The sequence below is a fragment of the Tolypothrix sp. FACHB-123 genome (assembly GCF_014697075.1).
Lineage (GTDB): Bacteria > Cyanobacteriota > Cyanobacteriia > Cyanobacteriales > Nostocaceae > Aulosira.
On sequence record NZ_JACJRE010000029.1, the window covers coordinates 72,537 to 96,722 of the forward strand.

The following is a 24,186-nucleotide window of genomic DNA, read 5'->3' on the forward strand; positions in this document are numbered from 1 at the left end:
AATGCTGGCTTATTAATTTATGTTAAAATTAACCGTCATTAACCAAAACTTTAAATCAAACTTAAATTTTGGTTAATTGAAAGTTAACTAATAGATTTTATACTTACACATGTATAAAAAATAATCAAGATTTTTAGATATTATTTTTTTAAAGTTTTCATGAAGCACATTTCTTTTTAAGAAGAATTACCTAACAGATACATCAACAGCTTTAGATTTGAGTTGATGGGATGGTATGACGAAATAGAGATATGGCTTGAGCTTCTTTAAAAGTGTTTGTTCACCCGAACAACTAAAACAATTATTTGTCAACTATCTATAAGAGTGATAATTGATTTGGAAAACATTAAATAATTTTTAAGTCGATTTGATATTCGATATTGAGATGTTGCGATCGCCTGTTAAGCTCAAACTAGTACAGCTTGGAGATCCTTATTTAAACGAGAAAACAAGGCTGTCGTCAGGCGATCGCATTATCAATAAGGTGTCGAAAATCTCATAAAATTCTGGGTATGAGGCGCAATCTTCCAGAATCGCCAACGCTATCCTTAAAGAATCAAGGATCTCAATTATCATCACCAATTTGGATAGAAGCACAAAAGCATAAAGAAACAATTATTAATAATTATTAAGCAATGACAAAATAAAAAACCACAGATATTCATCCAAGAATAGAGGTAAATATCTATGGTTATCAATTAAATTTATCTAACAAAAATGCTGGGTGATGGGGAAGAGAGTAAGGAATAAAAAACCTTTTTCCTTACCCTTTAACCTTTATCCCGCAAAAGTCTCTGGGTAAACTACTACTTATTTGGGTTTATAGGGTATGTTTGTAAATCCAGAGGAACTCTCACTTTTAGAGACTTTTGAAAGTAATCGCGGGAATAATAATTTTGCCTACCACTATTATCTAAAAATTGGGTAAAGCTTTGCAACATAATTTGAGAACCAGCATGGTTTAAATTTAATGCTGTGTTAGCAAACCCTTTATTGTAGTTAGCTGTTGCATAAGTATGGTTTGTATCTTGTACATTTAAACCATAGGTAACAACTGATGTAGTTCCCCAGTCACAATCTGTAGGATGACATTTACCAAACACCTGAATGTTTAATTTATTGCTACCTGCTGAGGTAATTACTAAGCGAGTTACACCACGAGTGTTACTATCTTTATTGACCCAAGTACCAATGAAATCAGCGGGTGCGGCTAGTGCAGGGCTGACTAGATTAGCCGCTAAACTGACACTAGAAGCAGCAATCATTAAAAAACGTTTTAGCATTTTACTATGACTCCGAAATTAGTAATTTGTTTGTGTATTTTTGGAAAATCAGATATAGAGATTGGTGTCAATTAGTATTGAAAATTTACTAATTTATTACCGCCATTTTTCATTCCAAGCACCTGTAACATTAAAGCCACCAGATGCAGGAGTTAATTGCAATGAACCCCAGCCAAAGGTGTTACAAATGGGGCCGAAACCATTCCCACAAATATCACCTGCGCCGTAACCATTAAATGAACGAGTACCTATGTGGGAATAAGTAGAATTTCCCCAATTACCGTTACCAAACCAAGTTGTATTTTTTGTCCCTACACGCAGAACACAACGCAAGCCTTCACCATTGTTAGTTCCACTTAAATCAGAAACTTTGTATTCATCAAAATAGCCACCACAAGTTTTTGGTCTGGGTAAAGGTATATAGTTAGTGCTGGAGACTAATTGCCATTGTTCATTCCATGCACCTGTGACTCTAATAGTTGAAGCACCGATGATTTCTATCTTGAGATTTCCGGGAAAATTATTGTTAATATCTTCGCCGTTTCCGTGAATATCCGAAGCAAAGCCGACAAGATTAGCACTACGGTAAATCGCTTGTCCCACATGACGATAGGTCGCACCACCCCAATTACCTTCGCCGTACCATGCTAATCTGGGGATTTTCGTTCCCGGTCTACCTTGACTGAATTTGACGCAACGGATACCTTGACCTTGACGGTTATCTAAAGGCTTAACAATGTAAGTCCGCAGATGGGGGCCGCAACTAAAGCTAGGTACTTGAGTTAAATGTAAATTTTGGCTGACAGGAATTTGGGCAACAGCACTAGTTACTGTAGTTAAGGCTACCATAGTACTAAGTGCTAAAGATTTGATTGAAAGTCGCAACATGATTTTCACCTGGTGTAGTAAAGTTTGTGGAGGCACTTTTTAACGCCTTCACTACTTCTCTAGGTAGGCTTCAAGTTTTTTATGCACCCTCGGCAAAGCATTATTGAAATTTATTCAACTTTTGTGCAGTTTGTTGCCGATCGCTTTAGTCATTGGGCGACAGAATCAAGATTGCGTAGCAGTATGCAAAGTTGTCTCAAACGCACACCGCAAGAAACTTCGGAATATTTTTGGGCGCTTTACTGGTATAAGTTTTGGCAGCTTCCCGAAACTCAATCTCTGGCAAGACAACATCTAACTGCTTATTTGCAAGAATCTTGCTATTGGGTATCGCAAAAAACTGTCAATAGTTTTGCTAGTACCCAGTATCAATTATCAGACTGTTTTCAAATAGCGATCGCTCAAGTCGATCGAGTCCTCAAAGGTTTTGACCCCAGTCACGGTTTTACTCTCAAAAACTACGCCAGCCCCATTTTTGCTAGTGCGATTCGTGAAACTTTACGCCAACGGCGCGAAGTTGATATCTGTACAGATTGGGCTTTATTACGCAAAATTTCGCAAAAGCGTTTACAGGAAGCGTTGCAAAATGCAGGTTTAGCCAAAGATGATGTTCATGGCTACATCCTGGCGTGGAACTGTTTTAAAACCTTATATGTTCCCACTAATACGGGAACCTCACGCCAACTTTCTCGACCAGATGATCGCCTTTGGGAAGCGATCGCCAAAGCTTATAATTCTCAAACTAGCCAGCATGTCAATTTCTCAACTTTAGAGAAATGGTTACTCAATGCGGCTAAAGCTGCACGCAAATATCTTTATCCTACCCCCGAATCCCTGAATATTACCCAAGGTGGAGATAATACTTGGGAATTACTCGATAATTTGCCAGGAAATCAACAACCATCCTTAATTGAGGAATTTATTACCCAAGAAGAAGAAACAACCAGAACTTCCCAACAAACTGAAATTAATCAGATTTTAGCGGATGCGATCGCCAAATTAGAACCAGAGGCGCAACAGATTCTCCAACTGTACTACGCTCAAGGAATCAACCAGGATACAATCGCCAAACACTTAGAAATCAAGCAGTATACTGTGTCACGGCGATTGACAAAAGCTAGAGAAAATTTACTCAAGTCTTTAGCTACTTGGAGTCGAGATACTCTGCATATTTCCATCACTCCAGACCTACTCAAAAGTATGAGTACAGTAATGGAAGAATGGTTACAAAATTATTTAGGGCATGGGGTATAGGAGGCTGTTGACTGTTGACTGTTGACTATTGACTGTTGACTGTTGACTGTTGACTGTTGACTGTTGACTGTTGACTGTTGGCTGTTGACTGTTGACTGTTGGCTGTTCCCTCTAACCACTGACTACTGACTACTGACTACTGACTATTTTCTGGAGGAACTGCCATGACTCTATCAGCTTTTGCCAATCCCACTGATTTATTGTTAGAAATTCCCGTTAATGCCCAAAATCGGGCGGATATTGCGAGTCCATCTTTTTCTAACCCCAGTTCTCGTTATCAAGGTTATATTAATGAACTTTGCCTGAGTGCAGTCTTGCCTTGGTTGCAAGAAGATTTTGCACCACAAGCAAAGGTCTGGCCAACTACCACTGCTTTACCTAGTTTTTGGGAACTGGTAAATGGAACCGCAGTTTTGGTTGACGCAAAACGATTTATTTTGGTTCCCAGTGAGACAATAGATTTAAGTGAAATCCGCGTACCTCAAGAATGGGTAGATTTACTTAGTTGGTCTGGTGATTATTATTTAGCGGTGCAGGTGGAACCGGATGAAGGTTATGTCAGAATATGGGGTTACTGTACCCACGCACAACTGAAGAATCAAGGCCATTACGATGCAGGCGATCGCACTTATACTTTAGATAAAACTGAACTAACTAATGACATCAGCGTTTTAGCAGTAACTCAAGAACTTTGTCCGCAAATAGCTACACGCAGCGCTATTTCTGCTGTGCCCAGCTTACCACAACCACAAGCCCAAAACCTGATTGCGCGCCTGGGAAAGCCGGAAGTGGTGACACCGCGTTTAGAAATTCCTTTTCAACTATGGGGTGGGTTAATTGAACATGGGGGTTGGCGACAAAGCTTATATCAACAGCGTTTGGGAATACCAGAACAATGGTCTGTTTTACAATGGTTACAAAACGGTGTTTCTCAGGTAGGCGAAACTATTGGTTGGGAACGCTTAAATTTGCAATTGAGTTTTGTCGGTGCTAGAGGTGTAGAGGAAACACAACCAGATTCTATCTTGTCGCGTCAGTTGGCGATCGCTGGTCAAATATACGAACTTTTAGTGATTCCCCAAGGTGAAGCAGATGCATTAATTTGGCGGTTTCAATTGCGTAACGCTACAGTTGGCGCAGCTATCCCTGGTGGCTTTAAATTGCGACTACTGACTGAAGATTTACAACCTTTTCCTAATAATGAAGATATCGCCACAACTGCTGTAGAACAGCTTTTTGTAGAAGTTGCCCTAGAACCAGGTGAAGGTATAGTCTGGGAAATAGAACCCCTCCCAGAAAATTATGACCGAGAAATACTCAAATTTTAAATTTTACCTTGGCTTTTTTTATAGATACTAAGATGGAGGATTATTTCTTCAATCCACTGCAAATTAAAAAGCCATGAGAGAAAAACCAAAACGACAAATACGTATCTGGGCGATGTTTTGCCATCTCTCGGCTTTATTGGCTTGGATGTTATTATTTTTTTTGGTATTTCTGGGTATTCCTTTATATTTACCGTTAAATATTTTTCTACCACTAATAATTTGGCGCTTCAATAAAGCTAAATCTTCTTGGGTCGATTTTCAGGGTAAAGAATCCTTAAATTTTCAAATCTCTCTCACCCTTTATATTTTGATTATAATTCTCATATCCTTACTGATGCTCCTCACAATTTGTGGTATAGCAGTAACTACTAACAGTACAGGACAAGAAATTAAAACACTTTTAGATACCTTATTATTCGTATGGTTTGGCATCACATCAATCATGATATTATTACAGCTATTTTTAGTGAGTTTTGCCAGTTTTAAAGCTTACAAAGGCGAACATTATCGCTATCCTTGGACAGTGCGATTTTTAAGATAGGGGTATTGGGTATTGGGTATTGGGCATTGGGCATTGGGCATTAGTATTTTTTCCTAGAGGTACTTATACTTTCTGCAACAACCTTCGATTTTGTCACATCAATAGGGAACTCTAATATTAAGTTGACTTTTGAAGGTTAGTATGGACTTACACACTAAAGACTCAGAGCAGAGACTGGTATCACATCATGCAAAAACCTTACCACTAAGTGGTAGGAATCGGTTCTTGCAGCTTATTAGTGGACTGAGTATTAGCAACAAAATTAAATTTGGATATGCGATCGCCCTGGGTGTGGGAATTTTTGGCACCACAATTGGCTTAATTTTAGGCGATCGCTATCAGCAACAGGCGTTTAAAAAAGAAGAAAACGCCTTTAAAGAAATTAATATGCTCCATCGTTTGCAAGCTAGTATTCTGCAAACGCGCACCCATCAACAGCAACTTATTCCCTTGCTAAGAAACCCAGAACTGTATCAGGAAGAATACAGTCATATTACTGAAAAGCATACGCCAGATATTCAGCAAGTCTGGGCGGAACTGCAAACTTACACCACAAGCGCTGATTATGTTACAGAAAATCATACTGATAATACTCCCCAATTTCTCAAAACCTATGAGGGTGTCCCTCAAACTTATCTCAAGGAACTGGCTATACTCCTCAAACAACTGGATCTATCTCCCCTAACTGAAGAAAAAATTGCCATAGCACAACAAAAATTGTTGAAGTTTACTAATAGTGAATTAGCACTTAAGTTTGACGCGATATCTGATAATTTAGTAGAAGTAATTGCTACTTCATATGAAGATTTAAAAATCACTACTAACGAATTTCAAGTAGCAGCGGAAATCCGAATTAAAATCATAGTTGGTAGTATTATTTTATCAGCGGCAATCGCTACTCTGTTAGCCTTGTTTACGAGTCGCGCAATTACTCGCCCTGTCCAAGTGCTAACAAATATGGCGCAGCGAGTTACCAAAGAATCTAACTTTGATTTGCAAACACCTGTGACAGCAACAGATGAAATTGGCATACTTGCTGATGCTTTTAACCAAGTTTTGCAACGAGTTAAAACTTTACTAGAAGAACAAAAAGCATCTGCTTTGCGTCAGCAGCAATTGCAAGAAAATCAATTAATCCAAAGTGAGAAAATGTCTAGCTTAGGCAGAATGCTAGCTGGTGTTGCTCACGAAATTAACAATCCGGTGAATTTTATTTATGGTAATTTAGACCCGGCTATTCAGTATGTAGAAGATTTATTAGAATTACTGCACATTTATCAGCAAGAAATTCCTCAAGCACCGCCAGTAGTTGAAAATTATGCTGATGAAATTGATGTGAAATTTATAGAAGAAGATTTACCAAAAGTTTTGCAATCGATGAAATTTGGTGCCGATCGCATCCGCCAAATTGTCTTGAGTTTAAAAAATTTCTCTCGCTTGGAAGAAGCCGAAGCCCATGCAGTAAATTTACATGAATGTATTGATAGTACCCTACTTATCCTCAATAACCGCATCAAAAAAGGCATTACAATTGAGCGTAACTATGGCGATATTCCCCATATAGAAGGTTTTGCTGGGTCACTTTATCAGGTGTTCATGAACATTATCAACAATGCGCTTGATGCTTTAGAAGAAAAGCAGAACAATCAAGAACCACCAAAAATTACGATCGCTACTGAACGTCAAGACGAAAACTGGGTAGTTGTGCGAATTGCAGATAACGGTTGTGGTATTTGTGCAGAAAATCAAGCACAAATTTTTGAAACTTTCTTTACCACAAAACCCAGAGGTGTTGGTACGGGAATGGGACTGTCAATTAGTCATCAGATTGTAGTTGAGAAACATCGAGGAAAACTAAGCTGTAAATCTGAGGTGGGTAAGGGTACAGAATTTATGATTTCTCTCCCCACTCGCTTACAATTAGCTGAATCATTATCGGTTTTAGCTAGTTCCACTGTGTAACTACAATTTTTTTCTACTCAAAATAGTTTGGGTTGGCTATAAATGAACAGAAGTTAATATCTGTAAGTAAAGCTACAGAATATTTAATTTTAGCTAAAAAAAATACTGAGAATTTCTGGTTTGTAAATAACCCGGATTTTTCCTCAAAGAGGAGTAGTCACATGGCTAGGGAAACGACATATCTAGAACTTTCGGATGGTAAGTCGCACAAATTCTATGAGGTGACAATCGATGATTTAGAGGTGACAGTACGCTATGGGCGAATTGGGGATGCTGGTAAAACGACTGTGACAGTCTATGATACTCCACAAACAGCACAGAAAGAAGTTAGCAAACTCGTTAATTCTAAGCTGAAAAAAGGCTACGAAAGCGCAACAAAGGGCGATCGCATTAAGCAACCCATTTCTCGAAGCGATCGCCGTTTAGCGCGGTTAAATCATCTGCGGCGCACTGGCTGGAAACCCTTGATAAAACCAACTCTTGACGCTCCTTTTGCATCTAAATATCTCGGTAAACCTTGGCTGAGTCCTGAAGCAACTCATCCCCATTGTCCTAATTGTCAAGGTGCGCTCAACTTTCATTTTCAACTGAATCTGCAAGAACTACCTGAAAGTTTGCAAGGTAAATTTGGCACTGGACTATTTCAACTATTTACCTGTTTCTCTTGCTATAGACATGTTCCCCAAATAGTGGCGCTTCCTGAATCAGCAAACTCAACACCATTAGTAACAGAAATTAGTGCCGAAGATGCGGCAAACCTCAGTACATGGGCACCCTATGTAATTCAAACCAGTGGTATTGATGACTTTCATGGTCGTTATATGCTGCAAATTGTCGGTTGGCAACCTTTTGATGACTATCCTTTTTATGAAGAAGCACAGGAAACCTACGGCACAGAATACAGCGAATACGAAGAAATGCTGATTTTTCATGTTGATGAGCAGGATTGTGAATTCTACGAAGAAGATGACCCCGACAGACCGACACCAATAGATATTCAATTATCTTGGAATAGAACAGCAGATAAGCTTTCCGGCTGGGGCTACTGGGGGCAGGCTGTAGAGCATCAATATTGCCGGATTTGCGGTCAACCAATGCAACTTTTATACCAATTAGGTGAGGGTATTGAATACGCAGGAAATCAGGGTATGACATATGATACCGATAATCTCCTGCTGGTGTTTCAGTGTGCGGAACACAAAGAAGAATTTAACTGTTATGGAAGTGCCTTTTAGTCAATGTTCAGGAGGGGCGGGTTTATTTAGATTGTGGTTGATTGTTGAACATATCTGTGAACCCGCCCCTACAGTGGTTAATTTTCCTTCTGCCTCCTGCCTTATTTAAAAAACTATGCATTCAAGCCTCATCGTTGTATTAGTGCTGCTGTTCTTGGGGCCATCTCTATGGATTGGCTATCAGGCGTTTATCCGGTTTGGCTGGACGTGGATGTTGCTGTTGTTACCAATTGCTTGGTTGGTGGGGTTACTCCTGGGAGCGATCGCGGCAATGTTTGTCACGGGAATCCTGGAATGGCTCAGTAATTTCAACCAGCCACCTGCGGCATCAGGTTCAATGGGTGGGGTCGCATGGTTGGGTATCTGGGTAGTTCTAGCATTGATAACTAGCCCATTTTTTGCTGCTGTCTCTACTTGGCTGACTGCAAATTTCTTATTACCCGCTTTTAGGAGATAGTATGGCAGAAACTTTGTTAGAGTCGCAACAAGCACTCATTATCTCGAAAAATCTATCTCAATGGCAGAATATCGGCAGTAAAGCTCTGGATTTAGAGCAAGCAACAATTGCCATTAAAGCATTGTATAAATATGCTGGCTTGGCTCAACCAGAAATCCTGTTTTTTGCCAGTCCGGCGGCGGCGAAAGAACAAATTGAGCAAGAAAGTATGCAGTCGGACTGTGTGTTAGCTGAATTATGGGATATGTTGCGTGAGGATTTGTGGCAATCGCTTTCTAACAGTTTAGGTACGTTACAAAAGGAATTAACTCACAGTATCAAAAATCCCCTAGCTGACATTTGGGAACGCTCTTTTCAGCGGATTATGTTGGATGGATTAACGGAAATTTTAGGCGATTTTTTAGGAGATTGTCTGTTACCAGAATGGGGTATTTCCTGGGCTGGCATGTTCGCAACAGCACATCTGTTAGGCGCTTCATTACCAAAAGATAAATACAATCTGTTTTGCAACTATATGCAACAGGTTGGTTGGATGTTCCCTTATGAAGGAGTTGCGATCGCAATTCAGCGTCCTGTGGTTCGCCGCAATAGTGCTGGGGAAATTCATGGTGAAGGTATTCCCGCAATTGAGTTTCCTGATGGTTTCGGTGTCTATGCTTATCGGGGAATTAATCTTCCAGAACAGTATGGTAAAGTCCATCCCACAAACTGGCGTGGTGAGTGGTTGCTAGAACAACGAAACGCGGAACTACGGCGAGTCTTGATTCAAGGGATTGGCTATGAAAAGATTTGTCAAGATTTACAAGCCAAAGAATGCGATCGCTGGCAAGAATACACTTTACTGCAAATTGAGTCTGAGATTGATGTGGAACCGATACATTTACTGAAAATGACTTGTCCCAGTACAGGTTTTATTCATGTGTTGCGAGTTCCGCCTGATATCAATTCTGCTCGTGAAGCTATTTGCTGGGTAAATTGGGGAATTGACCCCACTGAGTTTGCTGTTCAAAGCTGATATTTATTGATATCGACCTGATTATTTTTATGAGAACAGAGAACTGTTCTAACAATTGTGGCTACTGCTATAAAAGCAAAATATACCTCAAAGTCGTGTTGAGGTACCTCAAAGTCGTGTTGAGGTACTTCAAAGTCGTATTGAGGTACTTCAAAGTCGTATTGAGGTACTTCAAAGTCGTGTTGAGGTACTTCAAAGTCGTATTGAGGTACTTCAAAGTCGTATTGAGGTACCTAAAAGTCGTATTGAGGTACTTCAAAGTCGTATTGAGGTACCTAAAAGTCGTGTTGAGGTACTTCAAAGTCTGCAAAATCTGTATATTGCCACATTTTCGGCTCATGGAATGCCAAAACAATATCTTCCTTGGGAACACCCGCACTAACTAAGTCATTTGCAATACCATTTTCTGTCTAATCTTCCTCAATCCAGAATTTGCGATCGCGAATCCGAACGTAAATAATCAGTGGAAGCTGGTTTCGATTATTTGGATAAAAATATTACCTAACATTTTTCTTGCCGCATTGAAAACCTATCCCCAGAGCGTTAAGCTATTAAGGCGCAATCTTTAACATAGTTTTTATTATTCTTTCACATCATCAGGTGTTATGGCTAACCCCCTCCAAGACTACAACCCCAGCGGCGTAGGTGAAATCAACGGTAACCTTTTTGGTTTACCCGGCGATTACGAATCTGCAAACCTGATTGTGTTTGGCGTACCTTGGGAAGTCACCGTTTCCTATGGTGCAGGTACAGCCAACGGCCCCCAGCAGATTTTAGACGCTTCTAGGCAAATGGATTTGTTTGATTTCGATCATCCTGATGGTTGGAAACAGGGAATTTTTATGATGGAAATTCCCCAAGATATTTTGGAGAAAAATGAATACTATCGCAATTTAGCTGCCCAAATTATCGAAAGACTTGCCCAAGGGAAAGCACTGACAGACGAGCCAGATTTAACACCTATACTTACGGAAATTAATCAAGTTTCCCAGCAGGTAAATCAATGGCTCAGGGAAAATTGCCAGAAAGCAATCAATGATGGTAAGCGAGTGGCGGTGATTGGTGGCGATCACAGTTCACCTTTAGGTTACTTTCAAGCCTTAGCAGCTAAGTACCCAAATTATGGCATTTTACACCTAGATGCCCACGCAGATTTACGGGATGCCTATGAAGGGTTTGAATTTTCCCATGCGTCGATTATGTTCAACGCCATGAAGATACCGCAAATTTCCAAGTTGGTGCAGGTAGGTTTGCGAGATATTTGCCATGATGAAGTGCAAATTATCAACGAATCAGGCGATCGCATTATCGCCTATTACGACCCAGCCATCAAACAAAAACTTTATTCGGGAACAACTTGGATTGATTTGTGTCAAGAAATTGTCAGCCATTTACCCGAACTCGTCCACATCAGCTTTGATGTTGATGGTTTAGATCCCAAACTCTGTCCGAGTACAGGTACTCCTGTTCCTGGCGGTTTGGAGTTAGAACAAGCCTTTTGTTTATTTCGGGAAGTAGTGAAAAGCGGTAGAAAAATCATTGGCTTTGATGTCTGCGAAGTTGGTGATGCTGAGTGGGATGGTAATGTCGGTGCGCGGATCGTCTATAAATTGGCGAATTTCCTGGATTTATCATGGCAATAAACCAGGCGATCGCGGCAATTTTTCCGTCGCTCCAATACCATCTTTTCCAGATTTAAAAAACTATCTTTAGATAGATGAAATTAGATTCTCGAGTCTGCCAGATTAAAAACATTCAATCCACTTAAACGCTCACTGGAGATGAGTTTTCGGTTCGGTTCACCTAAATTACGCAAGTCTGCGGCAAGGCAGGTGACAGTCATTGCAGATATCCAGGAGAAATTGTTTTCCTTATATCTACAAAGTGGAGTCCATGTGACAAGGACTTTTGACCGCTGAACCCTACACATTATGAAAATCGCACAAATCGCACCCCTGTGGGAACAAGTTCCGCCTGTTACCTATGGAGGAACTGAGCTAGTTGTGAGTCGTTTGACCGATGAACTGGTACGTAGAGGTCACGAAGTCACACTATTCGCTTCAGGAGATTCCCAAACTCTAGCTCGTTTAGAAGCTGGGAGTCCGCGTGCATTACGCTTGGCTACCGATATCCAAGAACCGATAATGTACGAACTCATGCATGTTGGTAATGTTTATCAACGCGCTAGCGAATTCGATATTATTCATTCCCACGTAGGGGTTTGGTCTTTGCCTTTAGCTAGTGTGGTCTCAACACCAACAGTGCATACCTTACATGGTATCTTTACTCGCGATAACAACAAAGTTTTTCGCCAATATAGCACGCAACCATACATCAGCATTAGTGATGCCCAACGTCTGTTAAACATTAATTATGTTTCTACAGTCTATAACGGTATCAGCGTTGAGAAGTTTCCTTTCTTTGCCGAACCGCAAGATCCGCCATATTTGGCGTTTTTAGGGCGCTTCTCACCAGAAAAAGGGCCACAACACGCGATCGCTATTGCGAAGCAGACCGGTTGGCGCTTGAGGATGGCTGGTAAAGTTGATGTGGTAGATAAGGAGTTTTTTGAAAAAGAAATTGCTCCTTATATTGATGGTAAACAAATCGAGTTTCTCGGTGAAGTGAACCACGAGCAAAAAGCCGAACTTTTAGGTAACGCCGCAATTACCCTCTTCCCCATTACCTGGTGCGAACCCTTTGGATTGGTAATGGCTGAATCTATGGCCACAGGTACACCCGTAATCGCGATGAATATGGGTTCTGTTTCCGAAGTAATTGCCAATGGCCAGACAGGTTATGTCTGCCAAAGTTACGATGAAATGGCGGCGATGATTCCCAAAGCCTTAAAGCTGGATCGCCAAAAATGCCGCGAACACGTAGAAAATAGATTTAGCGTTACCCAAATGGTTAACGGCTATGAAGCAGTCTACGAAAAACTGGTTGGCGATCGCAATTGGCGTCATTGGTTCAACTCTGCAATCAGAAATTCTTTGGAATCTCTAACATCTTTGACAAAATAACTACTAATTTGTAATTAGGAAATTTGGACACCATCTAAATACATCGCCACATTAATCATGATGGGTAAATTCCGTAGTAAAGACTTCAGTCTTTATATTCAACAATCTTTGTGTTGATTAATATTAATGCATCCATCATAAATTAATGGGACAACCAAAGAGGTTTTAGGTTTTCAATTTGTAAATATTTTATCTGCGGCTCCCTGGATAGGGGAGCTTTTTTGTGAAAAGATGCAAAACTTATAATACTTTGCTACCAGAATGTGACAAATAAACTGTAAAGGCGGGAGTAACCCGCCTCTACAAGTAAATTGATAATAGAGATGTTTTTTATTAGGAATTTTCTAAGGTGTCGGCGTGACTGTAGGCGATGGTGATGGCGATGGTGTTGGTGTTGGTGTCGGCGATGGCGATGGTGTTGGTGATGGCGTGACTGTTGGTGTGGGTGATGGCGTCGGCGTTTCCGTGATGGTGGGTGTGGGTGTGGGGGTAGGAGTTTCAGCCGCGATTGTCAGTTGATAATCTGCTGGTTGAGATCCAGTATTCACAACCACAAATTCATAAAACCCTTTTTCTGGTAATGTGGTTGACAAACTGCGTTTAGTGGAATCTTCTAAAAAGATAATCTTGCCAGTTGGGGAATAAATTGACAGCAAAACTTGATTATTAGCTTTGAGATTCACTTCTAAAGATTGCTCTTGAGCTAATTCAGCAATAAAAACTTTGCCGTTAGTTCCACTTAGCTTACCACTGACTGTTTTACTGGTGGCTGCTTCCTCAAAGGTAATTTTTTGAAAAGCACTATTAGCTAAGATAGCGCTGAGTTTATCACTGACAAAGGCGTACCATACTTGTCCCGTGGGCTGTTCGACAAATTCCTTACCGCGCTGGGTGGGAAAGGCGGCGAAAAAGGCTGCATCGCCTAAATCGTATAAAGAACGACTACCAACATTAATGCGGTTAACTTCGACTTTCCAGCGATCGCGTTCTGCTGAAGTGTATGTTCCTAGTTGCTGGCGAGCTTTGTTACTCAGTGGTGCTAGTTTAGTTAAGACTTCGCTAGCTAGTTTATCCCATTCTGCCCGCAAACTTGCATCTTCAGGGCGATCGCTCAAAGTCCTTCCTTTTAAGCTGGGATTTTTCTCCCAAAACAGTTGGTTAACTAATCTTACATAAAAATCATTAGCTATACCCAACTGCTGACGGCGATCGCGCAATTTATCTTTGCGTGCTTGTTCTTCTGCGGAATATTGCGGAGGGCTAGTAGTTACAGTTGGTGTTGGTGAAGCGGAACTTCCCCCACCACCAGGATCGCTAGGGTTAATCACCTTACTTATACCCCACAAACCTAAACCTACAACCCCTGCTGTTACCAAACCTACCAGAAAAGTTTTGCTTGGCGTCCAAGAATCGCCTGGTGGGGGAGGAGGGTAAGCAACCGGAACGGAGGGATTTGGGTAACGGGGAGAAGATATGGCCATCGTCTCCGTTGATGTGGGAATTGGTGCTGGTGGGGTAGGAATTGGCGCTGGTGGTGGTGCTTGGGTAGGCGGTTGGGTGGGTATATAGCTAAATCCTTGGGCTTGGTTGAGTACTTCTTGAACTTGACGCGCCGATTGATAGCGATCGCCTGGTCGAGCCGATAGCATTTTATTAAGTAACTGTGCCAAACTCGGACTCAGGCTAACTTCTCTTTCCCATTGCCAATCTAGACTATAAGTATCAATTAATTCCTGGGGCTGTTTCCCTGTCAGTAAAACTAACATGGTAGCCGCTAAAGCATATAAATCGCTGTGGGGAGATACCAAACCAGTTTGCATTTGTTCTGGCGGTGCAAATCCCACCTTACCTAGTAAAGTTGCGGCTGGCGGCGATGCCACAACACCAGGCTGATAATATTGAGAAGCTACCGTAGCTACAACTTGTTTTACACCGCCAAAATCAATCAATACTGGTAATTGATCGGCTTGACGCAAAATTAAATTATCGGGAGAAATATCGCGATGAATTACGCCTAAAGTATGAATATATTCTAAAACTGGGAGAATTTGCTGTAATAATTGTCTAATTTCCGCCTCTGTAAACCGCATACCTTGCAGTCGGCGATTATTTAATAAAGAATTATAAGTTTGTCCTTCCACATAATCTTGGACTAAAAATAAATATTCCTTACCACCTAAATTAATATGAAAATTTTCCCGAAACCGGGGAATTTGGGGATGTTGCAGTTTGTAGAGAACGCTCGCTTCCCGTTGAAATAATTCTTCAGCCTTTTGTAAAACGTAAGCCGTTTGTACCTGGGGAGAAAATTCTTTTAAAACACAGAGTTCCCGGAAACGGTTGATATCTTCCGCCAAATAAGTCCGCCCAAAACCACCTTGACCAATTTGGCGGACAATTAAATAGCGATCGCCTAAAACTTGTCCTGGTTGGATATTGTAATTTACAGGTGAATCTAATAACTTTTCACCGCAATTCAAGCAAAAGCGGCTACCTGCGGGATTTTCATGTCCTTGGGAGCAATAAAAAGAAGGCATATTAATTAGTCATTAGTCATTTGTCATTAGTCATTTGTCAGTTCTTGGCTGTCATTTGTCAAGCAGTCAACAGTCAACCATCAACAATCTAGTTGCCAGATTGTACCTTACTAACTTGATCTGCTGCGATCGCATACCAAATTTGACCATAGGTTTGGAGATTACGTTTCTCCTGCTTTTCTTTAGGGAACAAGCGATCAAATTTTGTATTAGTATCTTTTGTTAATTGATTGAGCGTATAATCCCCAAACTGTCCCGCTTGTGCTTGTCGCCTCCATGTATCAAAATCTCGCTGAGAATAGCTTCCTAGTTTACGACGAGATGCGGCACTGAGTTGAGCCTGTTCCAGTTTTTGTAACAAGTTTTCGGCAATACTAGACCATTGATCGCGTAAGGGTGCATCTTCTGGTTTAGCAGTGAGGGCGCGTCCTTGTAATTCTGGCTTTTGCGCGTAAAACAAATTATCTACCATCCGAATGAAATATCCTTGCGGAATTTCCAGTTGTTGGCGACGGTTGATAATTTGACTGAGGCGGCTTGTTTGTTGGTTTTGTTTGTCGCTAACTGGTTTACTGATAGGATTGGAGACAGTAGGCAGTGTTGGTAAGGAAATTGAAGATACACCGCGAATCAGCGCATTAACTGCGGCAAAACTACCTGCACCAATTAAAACTATCACAGAAGTTCCCAGCATACTTACTGCAAAAGGACGCATCCACCCTGGAAGCGGCATTTTATTGGCGATTAATTGCGTCTGATTGTGGATTTTACTGACAATTTGATGAGCCTGTTTGCGTCCAGGAGCGACTATCATTGTCTTGAGTTTAGTAATTTGCGGATTCTGGGGTTTAGTCGCCACCTTTGACGGTAAATCTTTCAAGACTTGATTGGCATTTTGATAGCGTGAATTCGGTTGATATGCCAACATCTTTTTTAAGACAGTTTCTAGTTTGGGACTGACTTGAATTTCTTTACCCCATAACCAAATTCCTTGGTAACTGTCATACAGTCCTTGTGGTTCCTTCCCTGTCAACAGCACCAAAGCTGTCACCGCTAGAGAATATAAATCACTACTAAAATAAACCTTACCTTGACGCAGCTGTTCCTCTGGCGCATAACCTGTTTTTCCCAACAAAGTATTGTGTACCGCCAATTGGGTAAACCAAAAACCTTGAGAAGCAGGTAATTGCTTCACCCCACCAAAGTCAATCAATACCGGGAGATTATCAGAACGCCGCCAAATCAAATTATCGGGGGAGATATCGCGGTGAACTACATCCTTAGAATGGAGGTAAGCCAGCACGGGAAGGATTTTTTCTAATAAATTTAGTACTTCTTCCTCGCTAAAAGTCTGCTTTTGACTTTGACGCTGTTCTAACAACTGGCGGTAATTGTCACCATCTATATAATCTTGGACTAAAAAGAAGAAATCTTTACCCCCTAACTTCTCTTGTAGGGAAGCGTGAAACATAGGGATTTGCGGATGCTGGAGTTTTTTGAGGGTATTGGCTTCTCGTTCAAATAATTCCTTAGCTTTTTGTAAATCCTGGGGATCTTGAACTTGTGGCGCAAATTCCTTCAGTACACATTGTTTATTGGGTTGATTTTTATCCTCAGCCAAATAGGTACGCCCGAAGCCACCTTGCCCTAATTGACGTATAATTTTGTAGCGCTTATCCACAACTTGCCCGACAGGTAGAGGCAAAGGTTCACCGCAGTGAGTGCAAAAACGGTTACTGCCATTATTTAAGTGATTTTTAGTGCAATAGACTTGCATGGCGCTGAGGGATAAACTAGGTTTTTAGAAATTGCTACAACAGACAAAGTTCCAATTACAGAAATTTTCGCAATTTTCACCCAGTCCAGCAAGTAAATATAGCTTTTAGACCTATATCAGGCTTGTAACAATTATTTAATTGATGTTAAGCGATCGCATTGTCGAAGTGCAGCGATCGCACACCATACCACAGAAAATTTTACTGCTGACTTAACTCGATAATATTCCCATCGGGGTCTTGGGTAAATACAGCAGGACGACCGGAGGCGCTGGCTTGAATGGGATAGTTGCAATTGAGTAATTCTTGTTTGGCTGTTTCTAAGTCAGCAACGGAGAAAGCTACATGGGGGTTGCGTCCCCATTTTTGGTTTTGGTTTTCGGTGGGAGAAGAAGGGGCGACTATTAAGTGAATTTGATAGTTACCGACTTGATACCATGCACCAGGGTATTTCAGAGAGCGATCAATTTTCGCTAGTCCTAATACTGTGCCATAAAAATGTTCGGAGCGTTCCAAGTCAGTAACAAGAATGGCGGTATGCAGACTGTTGGTAATTTGCATTGTTTATGAGATGCGATCGCGTTTATTTCAATTTTCGCCTATTTCAGGGACTCTATCCAATCTACTGTATGAGATTCGGTGATATTGGGCACTTCTAGTTTGTGTTTTAACCGATAAAGTACAGATTCTGGAATTTTGGCAGTGCGATCGCAGTTTCTACGTAATAATTCTTGCCAAGATGTTTCTAGATACACTATGCGAATGTTGGCTTGATAATTAGCAAACAGTCGAATCAGCATTGACCGTAATTGACGGCTGATGTTAGTAGCATTCCAAACAAATGGTTGTCCATGACGCAGATATTCTTTAGCCAAAGCTTTAGCTGCACTTGTAACTACACCTTGGTCATCCTCTGGTTGAATCCCCATTGTCTGACGCAGTTTATCTAGAGAAATTACTTGCCAATCTGGGAGATTTTCGCTAATCCAAGTATCTTTCCCTGCACCAGGTAGGCCTGACATAAGTACTACCTGCAACCTGGTATCATCGTATGCTTCATAGTTTGGGTTACCATCTTCTTTTTGGAAGTAAATAAACCGACTATGGGCTGAGAAAAATGGGCGCGGCTGGTGTAGACATTGATTTTCTTGGCAGAATTCCCGGAAAAATTCGATGCGTTCGAGTAATTGGGCTTGGTCGTCGCAGTAACGCCCTTTTACGTCTGCTTCTGCTAGTAAAGCTAGTAAATCGCAACTGATAATTTGACTAGCTTTGATAACTGACCTTTCAGGGTTGGGTTTATCCCAAAACCATAGAGGTAAACTACCGTATTTTACCAAAGATGCGATCGCTTCCCGTTCTGGTAATGGTACCTGCAAATCCCAGAGAATCTGCTGTGCCATTTTTGCACCTTGGACTACGTGACCTTTGGAAGAGATAGCCCCATCATCGGCGATTTCTGTCGCCGCAGGTTTGGCGACATCATGTAGCAAAGCAGCCGCAAATACTATTGAACGTTCTTTAGCAGGTAACGCCCGCCATTGAGGTAAAGCAACTAAAGCCTCACATACCAGTTTTGTATGAATAAGAACATCCCCTTCCGCATGATACCGTGGATCTTGGGGACAATCAGCAAGCGATCGCAACCAATCAAATTCAGCTTCTAATGCTGTCCAATTAATCGACCAATCGCTTTCATTAGGGCAATGAGGAAAAGAGTTCATAAGGAGATAGGGGCTAGGGGCTAGAGGTTAGGGACTAGAGGTTAGGGGCTAGGGGCTAGGGGCTAGGGACTAGGGGACAAGGGAGACAATTGTACAGACGCGATGAATCGCGTCTCTACCCAATGCTCAATGCCCAATGCCCCATGCCCTAATTAAACAAATCAACATCACCACGCAGCAGATTCGGTATAATTGGGCGATTCAGCCAATGCCCATCTGATTGTTGGATGGTGGTTAAAAAGCTGGAACGCACATATTTATACCTAGCAATTACCGTATCTTCCGCTTCTACTTTGATGTATAAACCTTCCATTAAGGAACTTTGGTCAGTTTGTTTCAGGGAACGTTCCACATCAAGTCCTTGTGCTAGACAAGTTTCGCGGAAGTTTTGTAAATATGTGGCGGTTTGATAATGGGAATTACCCAGCAAAGCAATCATTTGTTGGTAAGATTGCAGCTTTCCAGTAAAGAGAATGGGTACGGAAACTAAAGGTAATCCACTGAGTAATTGCTGACGGCTTTTAGTGCTGAGAAATACTTGCTGTTGTAAATCCAGCACATCGTATTCTAAAAAGTAATGGGGTAAGGCATCATAAAATACTGTGTGCTTGGCGTATAGCCATTCACCATAGAGAATATAACGACTTCCCAATACTTGCCAAAATGCACTGGCGTGAGTATGCGCCCATTGTTTGAATAAATTAAAGTGCTTTTCGCGCAATCCACCTGTTAAATAATGTCCGCGACTTTGCAGCCGGATTTGTCCGTTAGCTGTAAAGCTAATTGCTGCATTGGCACCATCCACTTTTTCTTCAATGACTACGTACTGTTCCTTTAGGGCATCAAAGGGGATACAATCGAGGTCTTCATCCCCAGGTTGCGATCGCGAACCCTGAATATGATGAGTACGCGGATATTTATAAATTTGTTCCATGACTTTTCTACCTTGGTAAGGTAAATAAAGCAGATTTATTGTGAAGAATTACCTTCTGCCTTCTTCAATGACTGCAATCAATTAAATTTGTGACGAATCGCAACGAATCAGCAAGTTTTTTACATGCTTGATATCATTATTTTTTTGATGTAAATAAATTTGTAGTCAAGACTTTAGTCCTTGATTTCGCAGTCCTACACTGCTAACTACCAACACATCAAAATTAATGACACCAACTATAGATACTTTCGATCTAATACTTGCTACCATTCGCCATTAAATTAAATTTGATTGAGATGAGGGGCTACATATACCTTTACCGTCGTTTTCCAAGGGTAGTATTTTTCTAATAATTATACTTCACCAGCTTAGGCAATGTTTCCGGAAACTGGATCGGACTAACTCAACAGTTAAGTTGAAATCTATTTCTCGAATTCTTACGCCGTAACACACCACCATAAATGGTGCGTTAAGCTGATGCTAAAGACTTAAGATTTATCTATCAATCTGTTCTCGCAATTTAGGACTGAAGATGACTGAAGTAACTGCTCCTCCTCTCAATAGCCGCATTCAAGAACGCCTACCAACTATACATTATCAGGTCGCAATGCCCCATCCAGAAACCCATCTGTTTGAGGTAACTTTGCAGCTTGTAGACTACCCAGCAGCGACTGTTGATTTGAAATTTCCGGTTTGGACACCAGGCTCTTACTTAGTGCGAGAATACGCTAAAAATATCCAAGATTTTACTGCCTTTGCTGATGGCAAACCATTACATTGGTGGAAAAAAAGTAAAAATCATTGGCAGGTAGATAAAGGCAATGTTTCCCAAATAACAGTAAGTTACCGCGTATTTGCGAATGATTTATCAGTAAGGACAAATCATTTAGATATCTCTCATGGTTATTTTAACGGTGCAGCACTGTTTTTTAGATTACCAGATTGGGAACAGCAACCAATAAGCGTAACTATTGTACCTCCCCATCCCCAATGGCAAGTAACTACAGCTTTACCCGCAGATAAGCAAGAGGAAAATACTTTTTACGCTGCTGATTTTGATACTCTGGTTGATAGTCCGTTTGAAATTGGTAGCCACAATTTATATCAGTTTGATGTGTTGGGTAAACCCCATGAATTAGCGATTTGGGGACAGGGAAATATTCATCCTCAAAGTGCGATCGCGGATATCCAAAAAATTATTGAAGTAGAAGCACAAATGTTCGGCGGTTTACCCTATGACAGATATGTGTTTCTGCTGCATTTATTTCATCAAGCTTATGGTGGTTTAGAGCATAAAAATAGCTGCTCTTTAATCTATCAAAGATTTGGGTTTCGTCATCAAGATAAGTATGAGCGCTTTATGCAATTAGTCGCCCATGAATTCTTTCATTTATGGAATGTGAAGCGCATTCGTCCTCAAGCTTTAGAAGTATTTGATTACGACCAAGAAAACTATACCCCGTCTTTGTGGTTCTGTGAAGGTACTACTAGTCATTATGATTTACTCATTCCTCTGTGGGCAGGAATTTATGATAGTAAATCATATTTAAATCATTTGAGTAAGGAAATCAGCCGCTTTCTGACTACACCAGGGCGCAAAGTACAGCCACTAGCTGAATCAAGTTTTGATGCTTGGATTAAACTTTATCGCCCAGATGCTAACAGTGCCAATTCGCAAATTTCTTATTATTTGAAAGGAGCGATGGTTTCTTTGCTACTGGATTTATTAATTCGCGCTAAACATCGCAATCAACGTTCGTTAAATGATGTGATGCGGCAAATGTGGCAGCAATTTGGTAAAGCAGAAATTGGCTTTACTCCCGAACAATTGCAAGCTGTAATTGAATCGGTAGCGGGGATGAATTTAAGTGATTTCTTTCAACGTTATCTTCATGGTACAGAAGAGTTACCTTTTAATGAGTATTTAGCACCTTTTGGCTTACAATTGCTGGGCGATGCTGATGAAGAACCTTTCTTAGGTATGAAGGTAGCCACTGAACATGGGCGCGAGACGATCAAGTTTGTGGAAACTGGTTCGCCAGCACAAAAAGCTGGAATCGATCCAGGTGATGAGTTACTAGCTATTAATGGTATTAAGGTAACTGCAAATAATTTAAGCGATCGCCTTAAAGATTTCCAGCCCAAAGATACCATTCAAGTGACAGTTTTTCATCAAGATTTACTACGTTCTGTCAATGTCACTTTAGCCGAACCAAGGGCTACAAGGTATCAGGTGATTTCATTAAATAATCCTGAGCCGGTTCAGCAAGAAAACTTAGCTGGCTGGTTGGGCGTAAAGAAAGTAATTGCATAAACCATAAAATATATCGCTAAGAACAAAACTTATTGATGTTCTTAGCGATACTACCTTGATAATTGCTGTATGTACCCTAGAAAACTAGTACAGCAGGACGTAAATAAACAGACTATTCCAAATTAACAAAACACTACGCTGTAATAATTTGGAATTTGGAATTTTGAACTCAGGATGGTACTAATCTATAGCTTTTTTGAGTTCATCCTTGATGTTTTCTGTGGTGTGAGTAACCTGGGCTTGGGCTTGCTTGGCTTTACCTTCAGCCTTATCTGCTGGATCGCCAGTAACTTCACCTATAACTTCTTGAAGTTTACCTTCAATATTTTTAGCAGTAGCTTCTACTCTTTTTTCGATATTCATAGTTTTTATTGTCAGTCTTAGCTGTTGAAAATTTATTGACAAGAAATAATCTATAACATCCACTGACATTGTGTATCTATCATTCGATAGCTTATTGCTTTAGCAATATTTAAACTTAGGATAGATGTGCAATCAAAAAGTATATATTAAAGAATAATATATATTGATAATTTTAGGTCAAAGATGGCACTAATAAAATTTTACACATAAAACTTTGTTGAGTTAAAAAACAAATTTTCAATCTAAGGAAAGTATAGGAGTGAACAAAAAAAGTCGGAAAAATGTCTGGAGAAGCGAGCTAAATGACTTAATTCGTGGTACTTGTGGAGGGTTTTTATTTGGAACTCCCTTGCTGTATACAATGGAGGTGTGGTGGATTGGATCGCTAGCAAAACCACAATTGATAATGACAGCGATCGCTTTAATGTTTATTGGTGTCTTCTTACTTAATAAAACAGAGGGCTTTCGTAAACGCAAACGCAGAAAGCGTCCTTATGAAGCTGTAATTGACACAGTAGAAGCGATCGCGATCGGGTTAGCTTGTTCTAGCTTTGTGTTATTTATCTTACAAGAATTAACAATTGAAACTCCTCTGAAAGAAGCTTTAGGTAAAGTTATCTTTGAAAGCGTACCTTTCACCTTGGGCGTAGCATTAGCAAATCAATTTTTAGGAGATACTGAGGGCGATAATAACGCAAAGGCTGAAAGTAAGAAATTAAAAAGTGAATTATCTGCCACCCTTGCTGATTTAGGTGCAACAGTAATTGGTGCCACTGTTATTGCCTTTAACATTGCACCTACAGATGAAATTCCCATGCTAGCAGCCACAATTTCACCTCTTTGGCAATTAGCAATTATCGCCACATCCTTAATAATTTCCTATGGTATAGTCTTTCAAGCAGGCTTCTCCGATCAGCAAAAACGTAGGGAACAAAAAGGTATTTTTCAACGACCATCTGGCGAAACAATTATATCATACCTCATTTCACTTCTTGCAGCTGCAATCATGCTGTGGTTCTTTCAAAAATTGACTTTGAGTGATCCTTGGACAATGTGGTTAGACCATACATTAATGTTGGGTTTACCTGCAACTATTGGCGGTGCAGCAGGTAGGTTAGCAATATGAATAATACAGAAGAAAATCAATATCAAGAACGTTCTATAGCTGAATGGGTGACATTTAGCATTGCTTCATTAATCTTGGCAGTAATTGTGAGTTTAGTAGGATATACCTGGCTAACCGACAAAAATCAACCACCAATTGTTTCTGTTAGTAATAAACAAACGATTCGCGAGAGTGATGGACAATTTTATGTTCCTTTTGAAGTTGTCAATACTGGTGGAGATACAGCCGAGTCAGTACAAATCATAGCTGAGTTAGAAATTGACGGTAAAGTTGCAGAAACTGGAGAACAGCAGATTGATTTTTTATCTCGTGGGGAAACAGAAGAAGGCGCATTTATTTTTAGCCAAAATCCTAACCAAGGTAATTTAAAGATTCGCGTTGCTAGCTACAAGCTGCCATAGCTAAGTGTGTTTTAGTATAAAGCCTA

General features: G+C 40.6%; 21 protein-coding genes. 12 read left to right on the forward strand and 9 right to left on the reverse strand.

Going from position 1 to position 24,186, the window contains the following annotated elements; genetic code table 11:
- Positions 1 to 806: 806 nt before the first annotated feature.
- The gene (locus H6G41_RS19335; protein ID WP_190747802.1) at positions 807 to 1,283 is read right to left on the reverse strand and encodes a hypothetical protein; all 477 of its coding nucleotides are present in this window, start codon (positions 1,281 to 1,283) and stop codon (positions 807 to 809) included.
- A 96-nt stretch (positions 1,284 to 1,379) separates the two neighbouring features.
- Positions 1,380 to 2,171: a hypothetical protein gene (locus H6G41_RS19340; protein ID WP_190747803.1), complete on the reverse strand. Its 792-nt coding sequence runs from the start codon at positions 2,169 to 2,171 to the stop codon at positions 1,380 to 1,382.
- Between the two features lie 81 nt (positions 2,172 to 2,252).
- Between H6G41_RS19340 and H6G41_RS19345 the strand changes: the two genes are divergently transcribed.
- The 7 genes from H6G41_RS19345 (at position 2,253) to H6G41_RS19375 (ending at position 9,963) form a co-directional block, all read left to right on the forward strand.
- Positions 2,253 to 3,425 (forward strand): sigma-70 family RNA polymerase sigma factor, encoded by a 1,173-nt coding sequence (locus H6G41_RS19345; protein ID WP_190747804.1) that lies wholly within the window; start codon positions 2,253 to 2,255, stop codon positions 3,423 to 3,425.
- Between the two features lie 164 nt (positions 3,426 to 3,589).
- Entirely contained in the window at positions 3,590 to 4,753 is a 1,164-nt protein-coding gene (locus tag H6G41_RS19350) for a DUF1822 family protein (protein WP_190747805.1), read from the forward strand.
- Between the two features lie 73 nt (positions 4,754 to 4,826).
- Positions 4,827 to 5,294, forward strand: a complete 468-nt coding sequence (locus H6G41_RS19355) for a DUF4870 domain-containing protein (protein ID WP_190747806.1) — start codon at positions 4,827 to 4,829, stop codon at positions 5,292 to 5,294.
- A gap of 141 nt (positions 5,295 to 5,435) precedes the next feature.
- On the forward strand, positions 5,436 to 7,256 hold the full coding sequence (locus tag H6G41_RS19360) for a sensor histidine kinase (protein WP_190747807.1): 1,821 nt from the start codon (positions 5,436 to 5,438) through the stop codon (positions 7,254 to 7,256).
- Positions 7,257 to 7,417: 161 nt separating this feature from the next.
- Complete coding sequence (locus tag H6G41_RS19365) at positions 7,418 to 8,491, forward strand: WGR domain-containing protein (RefSeq protein ID WP_190747808.1); 1,074 nt, start codon at positions 7,418 to 7,420, stop codon at positions 8,489 to 8,491.
- A 115-nt stretch (positions 8,492 to 8,606) separates the two neighbouring features.
- Positions 8,607 to 8,948, forward strand: a complete 342-nt coding sequence (locus H6G41_RS19370; RefSeq protein ID WP_190747809.1) for a hypothetical protein — start codon at positions 8,607 to 8,609, stop codon at positions 8,946 to 8,948.
- A 1-nt stretch (position 8,949) separates the two neighbouring features.
- A complete protein-coding gene (locus H6G41_RS19375; RefSeq protein ID WP_190747810.1) occupies positions 8,950 to 9,963 on the forward strand; it encodes a DUF6745 domain-containing protein in 1,014 nt (337 codons plus the stop codon).
- Positions 9,964 to 10,238: 275 nt separating this feature from the next.
- On the opposite strand, the gene H6G41_RS35215 is transcribed toward H6G41_RS19375, so the two are convergent.
- Positions 10,239 to 10,361: an element excision factor XisI family protein gene (locus tag H6G41_RS35215; protein WP_308796224.1), complete on the reverse strand. Its 123-nt coding sequence runs from the start codon at positions 10,359 to 10,361 to the stop codon at positions 10,239 to 10,241.
- Between the two features lie 207 nt (positions 10,362 to 10,568).
- On the opposite strand from H6G41_RS35215, the gene speB reads away from it, so the two are divergent.
- The gene (gene speB, locus H6G41_RS19385; RefSeq protein ID WP_190747811.1) at positions 10,569 to 11,606 is read left to right on the forward strand and encodes an agmatinase SpeB; all 1,038 of its coding nucleotides are present in this window, start codon (positions 10,569 to 10,571) and stop codon (positions 11,604 to 11,606) included.
- A gap of 288 nt (positions 11,607 to 11,894) precedes the next feature.
- Complete coding sequence (locus H6G41_RS19390; RefSeq protein WP_190747812.1) at positions 11,895 to 12,986, forward strand: glycosyltransferase family 4 protein; 1,092 nt, start codon at positions 11,895 to 11,897, stop codon at positions 12,984 to 12,986.
- Between the two features lie 344 nt (positions 12,987 to 13,330).
- Here H6G41_RS19390 and H6G41_RS19395 read toward each other — a convergent pair whose 3' ends face one another.
- The 5 genes from H6G41_RS19395 to H6G41_RS19415 all read right to left on the reverse strand — a co-directional run bounded on the left by H6G41_RS19395 (position 13,331) and on the right by H6G41_RS19415 (position 19,956).
- Complete coding sequence (locus tag H6G41_RS19395) at positions 13,331 to 15,523, reverse strand: protein kinase (protein ID WP_190747813.1); 2,193 nt, start codon at positions 15,521 to 15,523, stop codon at positions 13,331 to 13,333.
- Between the two features lie 88 nt (positions 15,524 to 15,611).
- Positions 15,612 to 17,300, reverse strand: a complete 1,689-nt coding sequence (locus H6G41_RS19400) for a serine/threonine-protein kinase (RefSeq protein ID WP_190747814.1) — start codon at positions 17,298 to 17,300, stop codon at positions 15,612 to 15,614.
- Between the two features lie 199 nt (positions 17,301 to 17,499).
- The gene (locus H6G41_RS19405; RefSeq protein WP_190747815.1) at positions 17,500 to 17,859 is read right to left on the reverse strand and encodes a VOC family protein; all 360 of its coding nucleotides are present in this window, start codon (positions 17,857 to 17,859) and stop codon (positions 17,500 to 17,502) included.
- Between the two features lie 38 nt (positions 17,860 to 17,897).
- Positions 17,898 to 19,022 carry an AAA family ATPase gene (locus tag H6G41_RS19410; protein WP_190747816.1) on the reverse strand — a complete coding sequence of 375 codons (1,125 nt, stop codon included), beginning with the start codon at positions 19,020 to 19,022 and terminating at the stop codon, positions 17,898 to 17,900.
- A 148-nt stretch (positions 19,023 to 19,170) separates the two neighbouring features.
- Positions 19,171 to 19,956 carry an RNA ligase family protein gene (locus tag H6G41_RS19415; RefSeq protein WP_190747817.1) on the reverse strand — a complete coding sequence of 262 codons (786 nt, stop codon included), beginning with the start codon at positions 19,954 to 19,956 and terminating at the stop codon, positions 19,171 to 19,173.
- 532 nt (positions 19,957 to 20,488) lie between these two features.
- Here H6G41_RS19415 and H6G41_RS19420 point away from each other — a divergent pair.
- Positions 20,489 to 22,270, forward strand: a complete 1,782-nt coding sequence (locus H6G41_RS19420; protein ID WP_190747818.1) for a M61 family metallopeptidase — start codon at positions 20,489 to 20,491, stop codon at positions 22,268 to 22,270.
- A 180-nt stretch (positions 22,271 to 22,450) separates the two neighbouring features.
- Here H6G41_RS19420 and H6G41_RS19425 read toward each other — a convergent pair whose 3' ends face one another.
- Complete coding sequence (locus H6G41_RS19425; protein ID WP_190747819.1) at positions 22,451 to 22,633, reverse strand: CsbD family protein; 183 nt, start codon at positions 22,631 to 22,633, stop codon at positions 22,451 to 22,453.
- 253 nt (positions 22,634 to 22,886) lie between these two features.
- On the opposite strand from H6G41_RS19425, the gene H6G41_RS19430 reads away from it, so the two are divergent.
- Entirely contained in the window at positions 22,887 to 23,759 is an 873-nt protein-coding gene (locus H6G41_RS19430; protein WP_190747831.1) for a TIGR02587 family membrane protein, read from the forward strand.
- Positions 23,756 to 24,160 carry a TIGR02588 family protein gene (locus H6G41_RS19435; RefSeq protein ID WP_190747820.1) on the forward strand — a complete coding sequence of 135 codons (405 nt, stop codon included), beginning with the start codon at positions 23,756 to 23,758 and terminating at the stop codon, positions 24,158 to 24,160. Before H6G41_RS19430 ends, H6G41_RS19435 begins: the two co-directional genes overlap by 4 nt.
- Positions 24,161 to 24,186 lie beyond the last annotated feature (26 nt).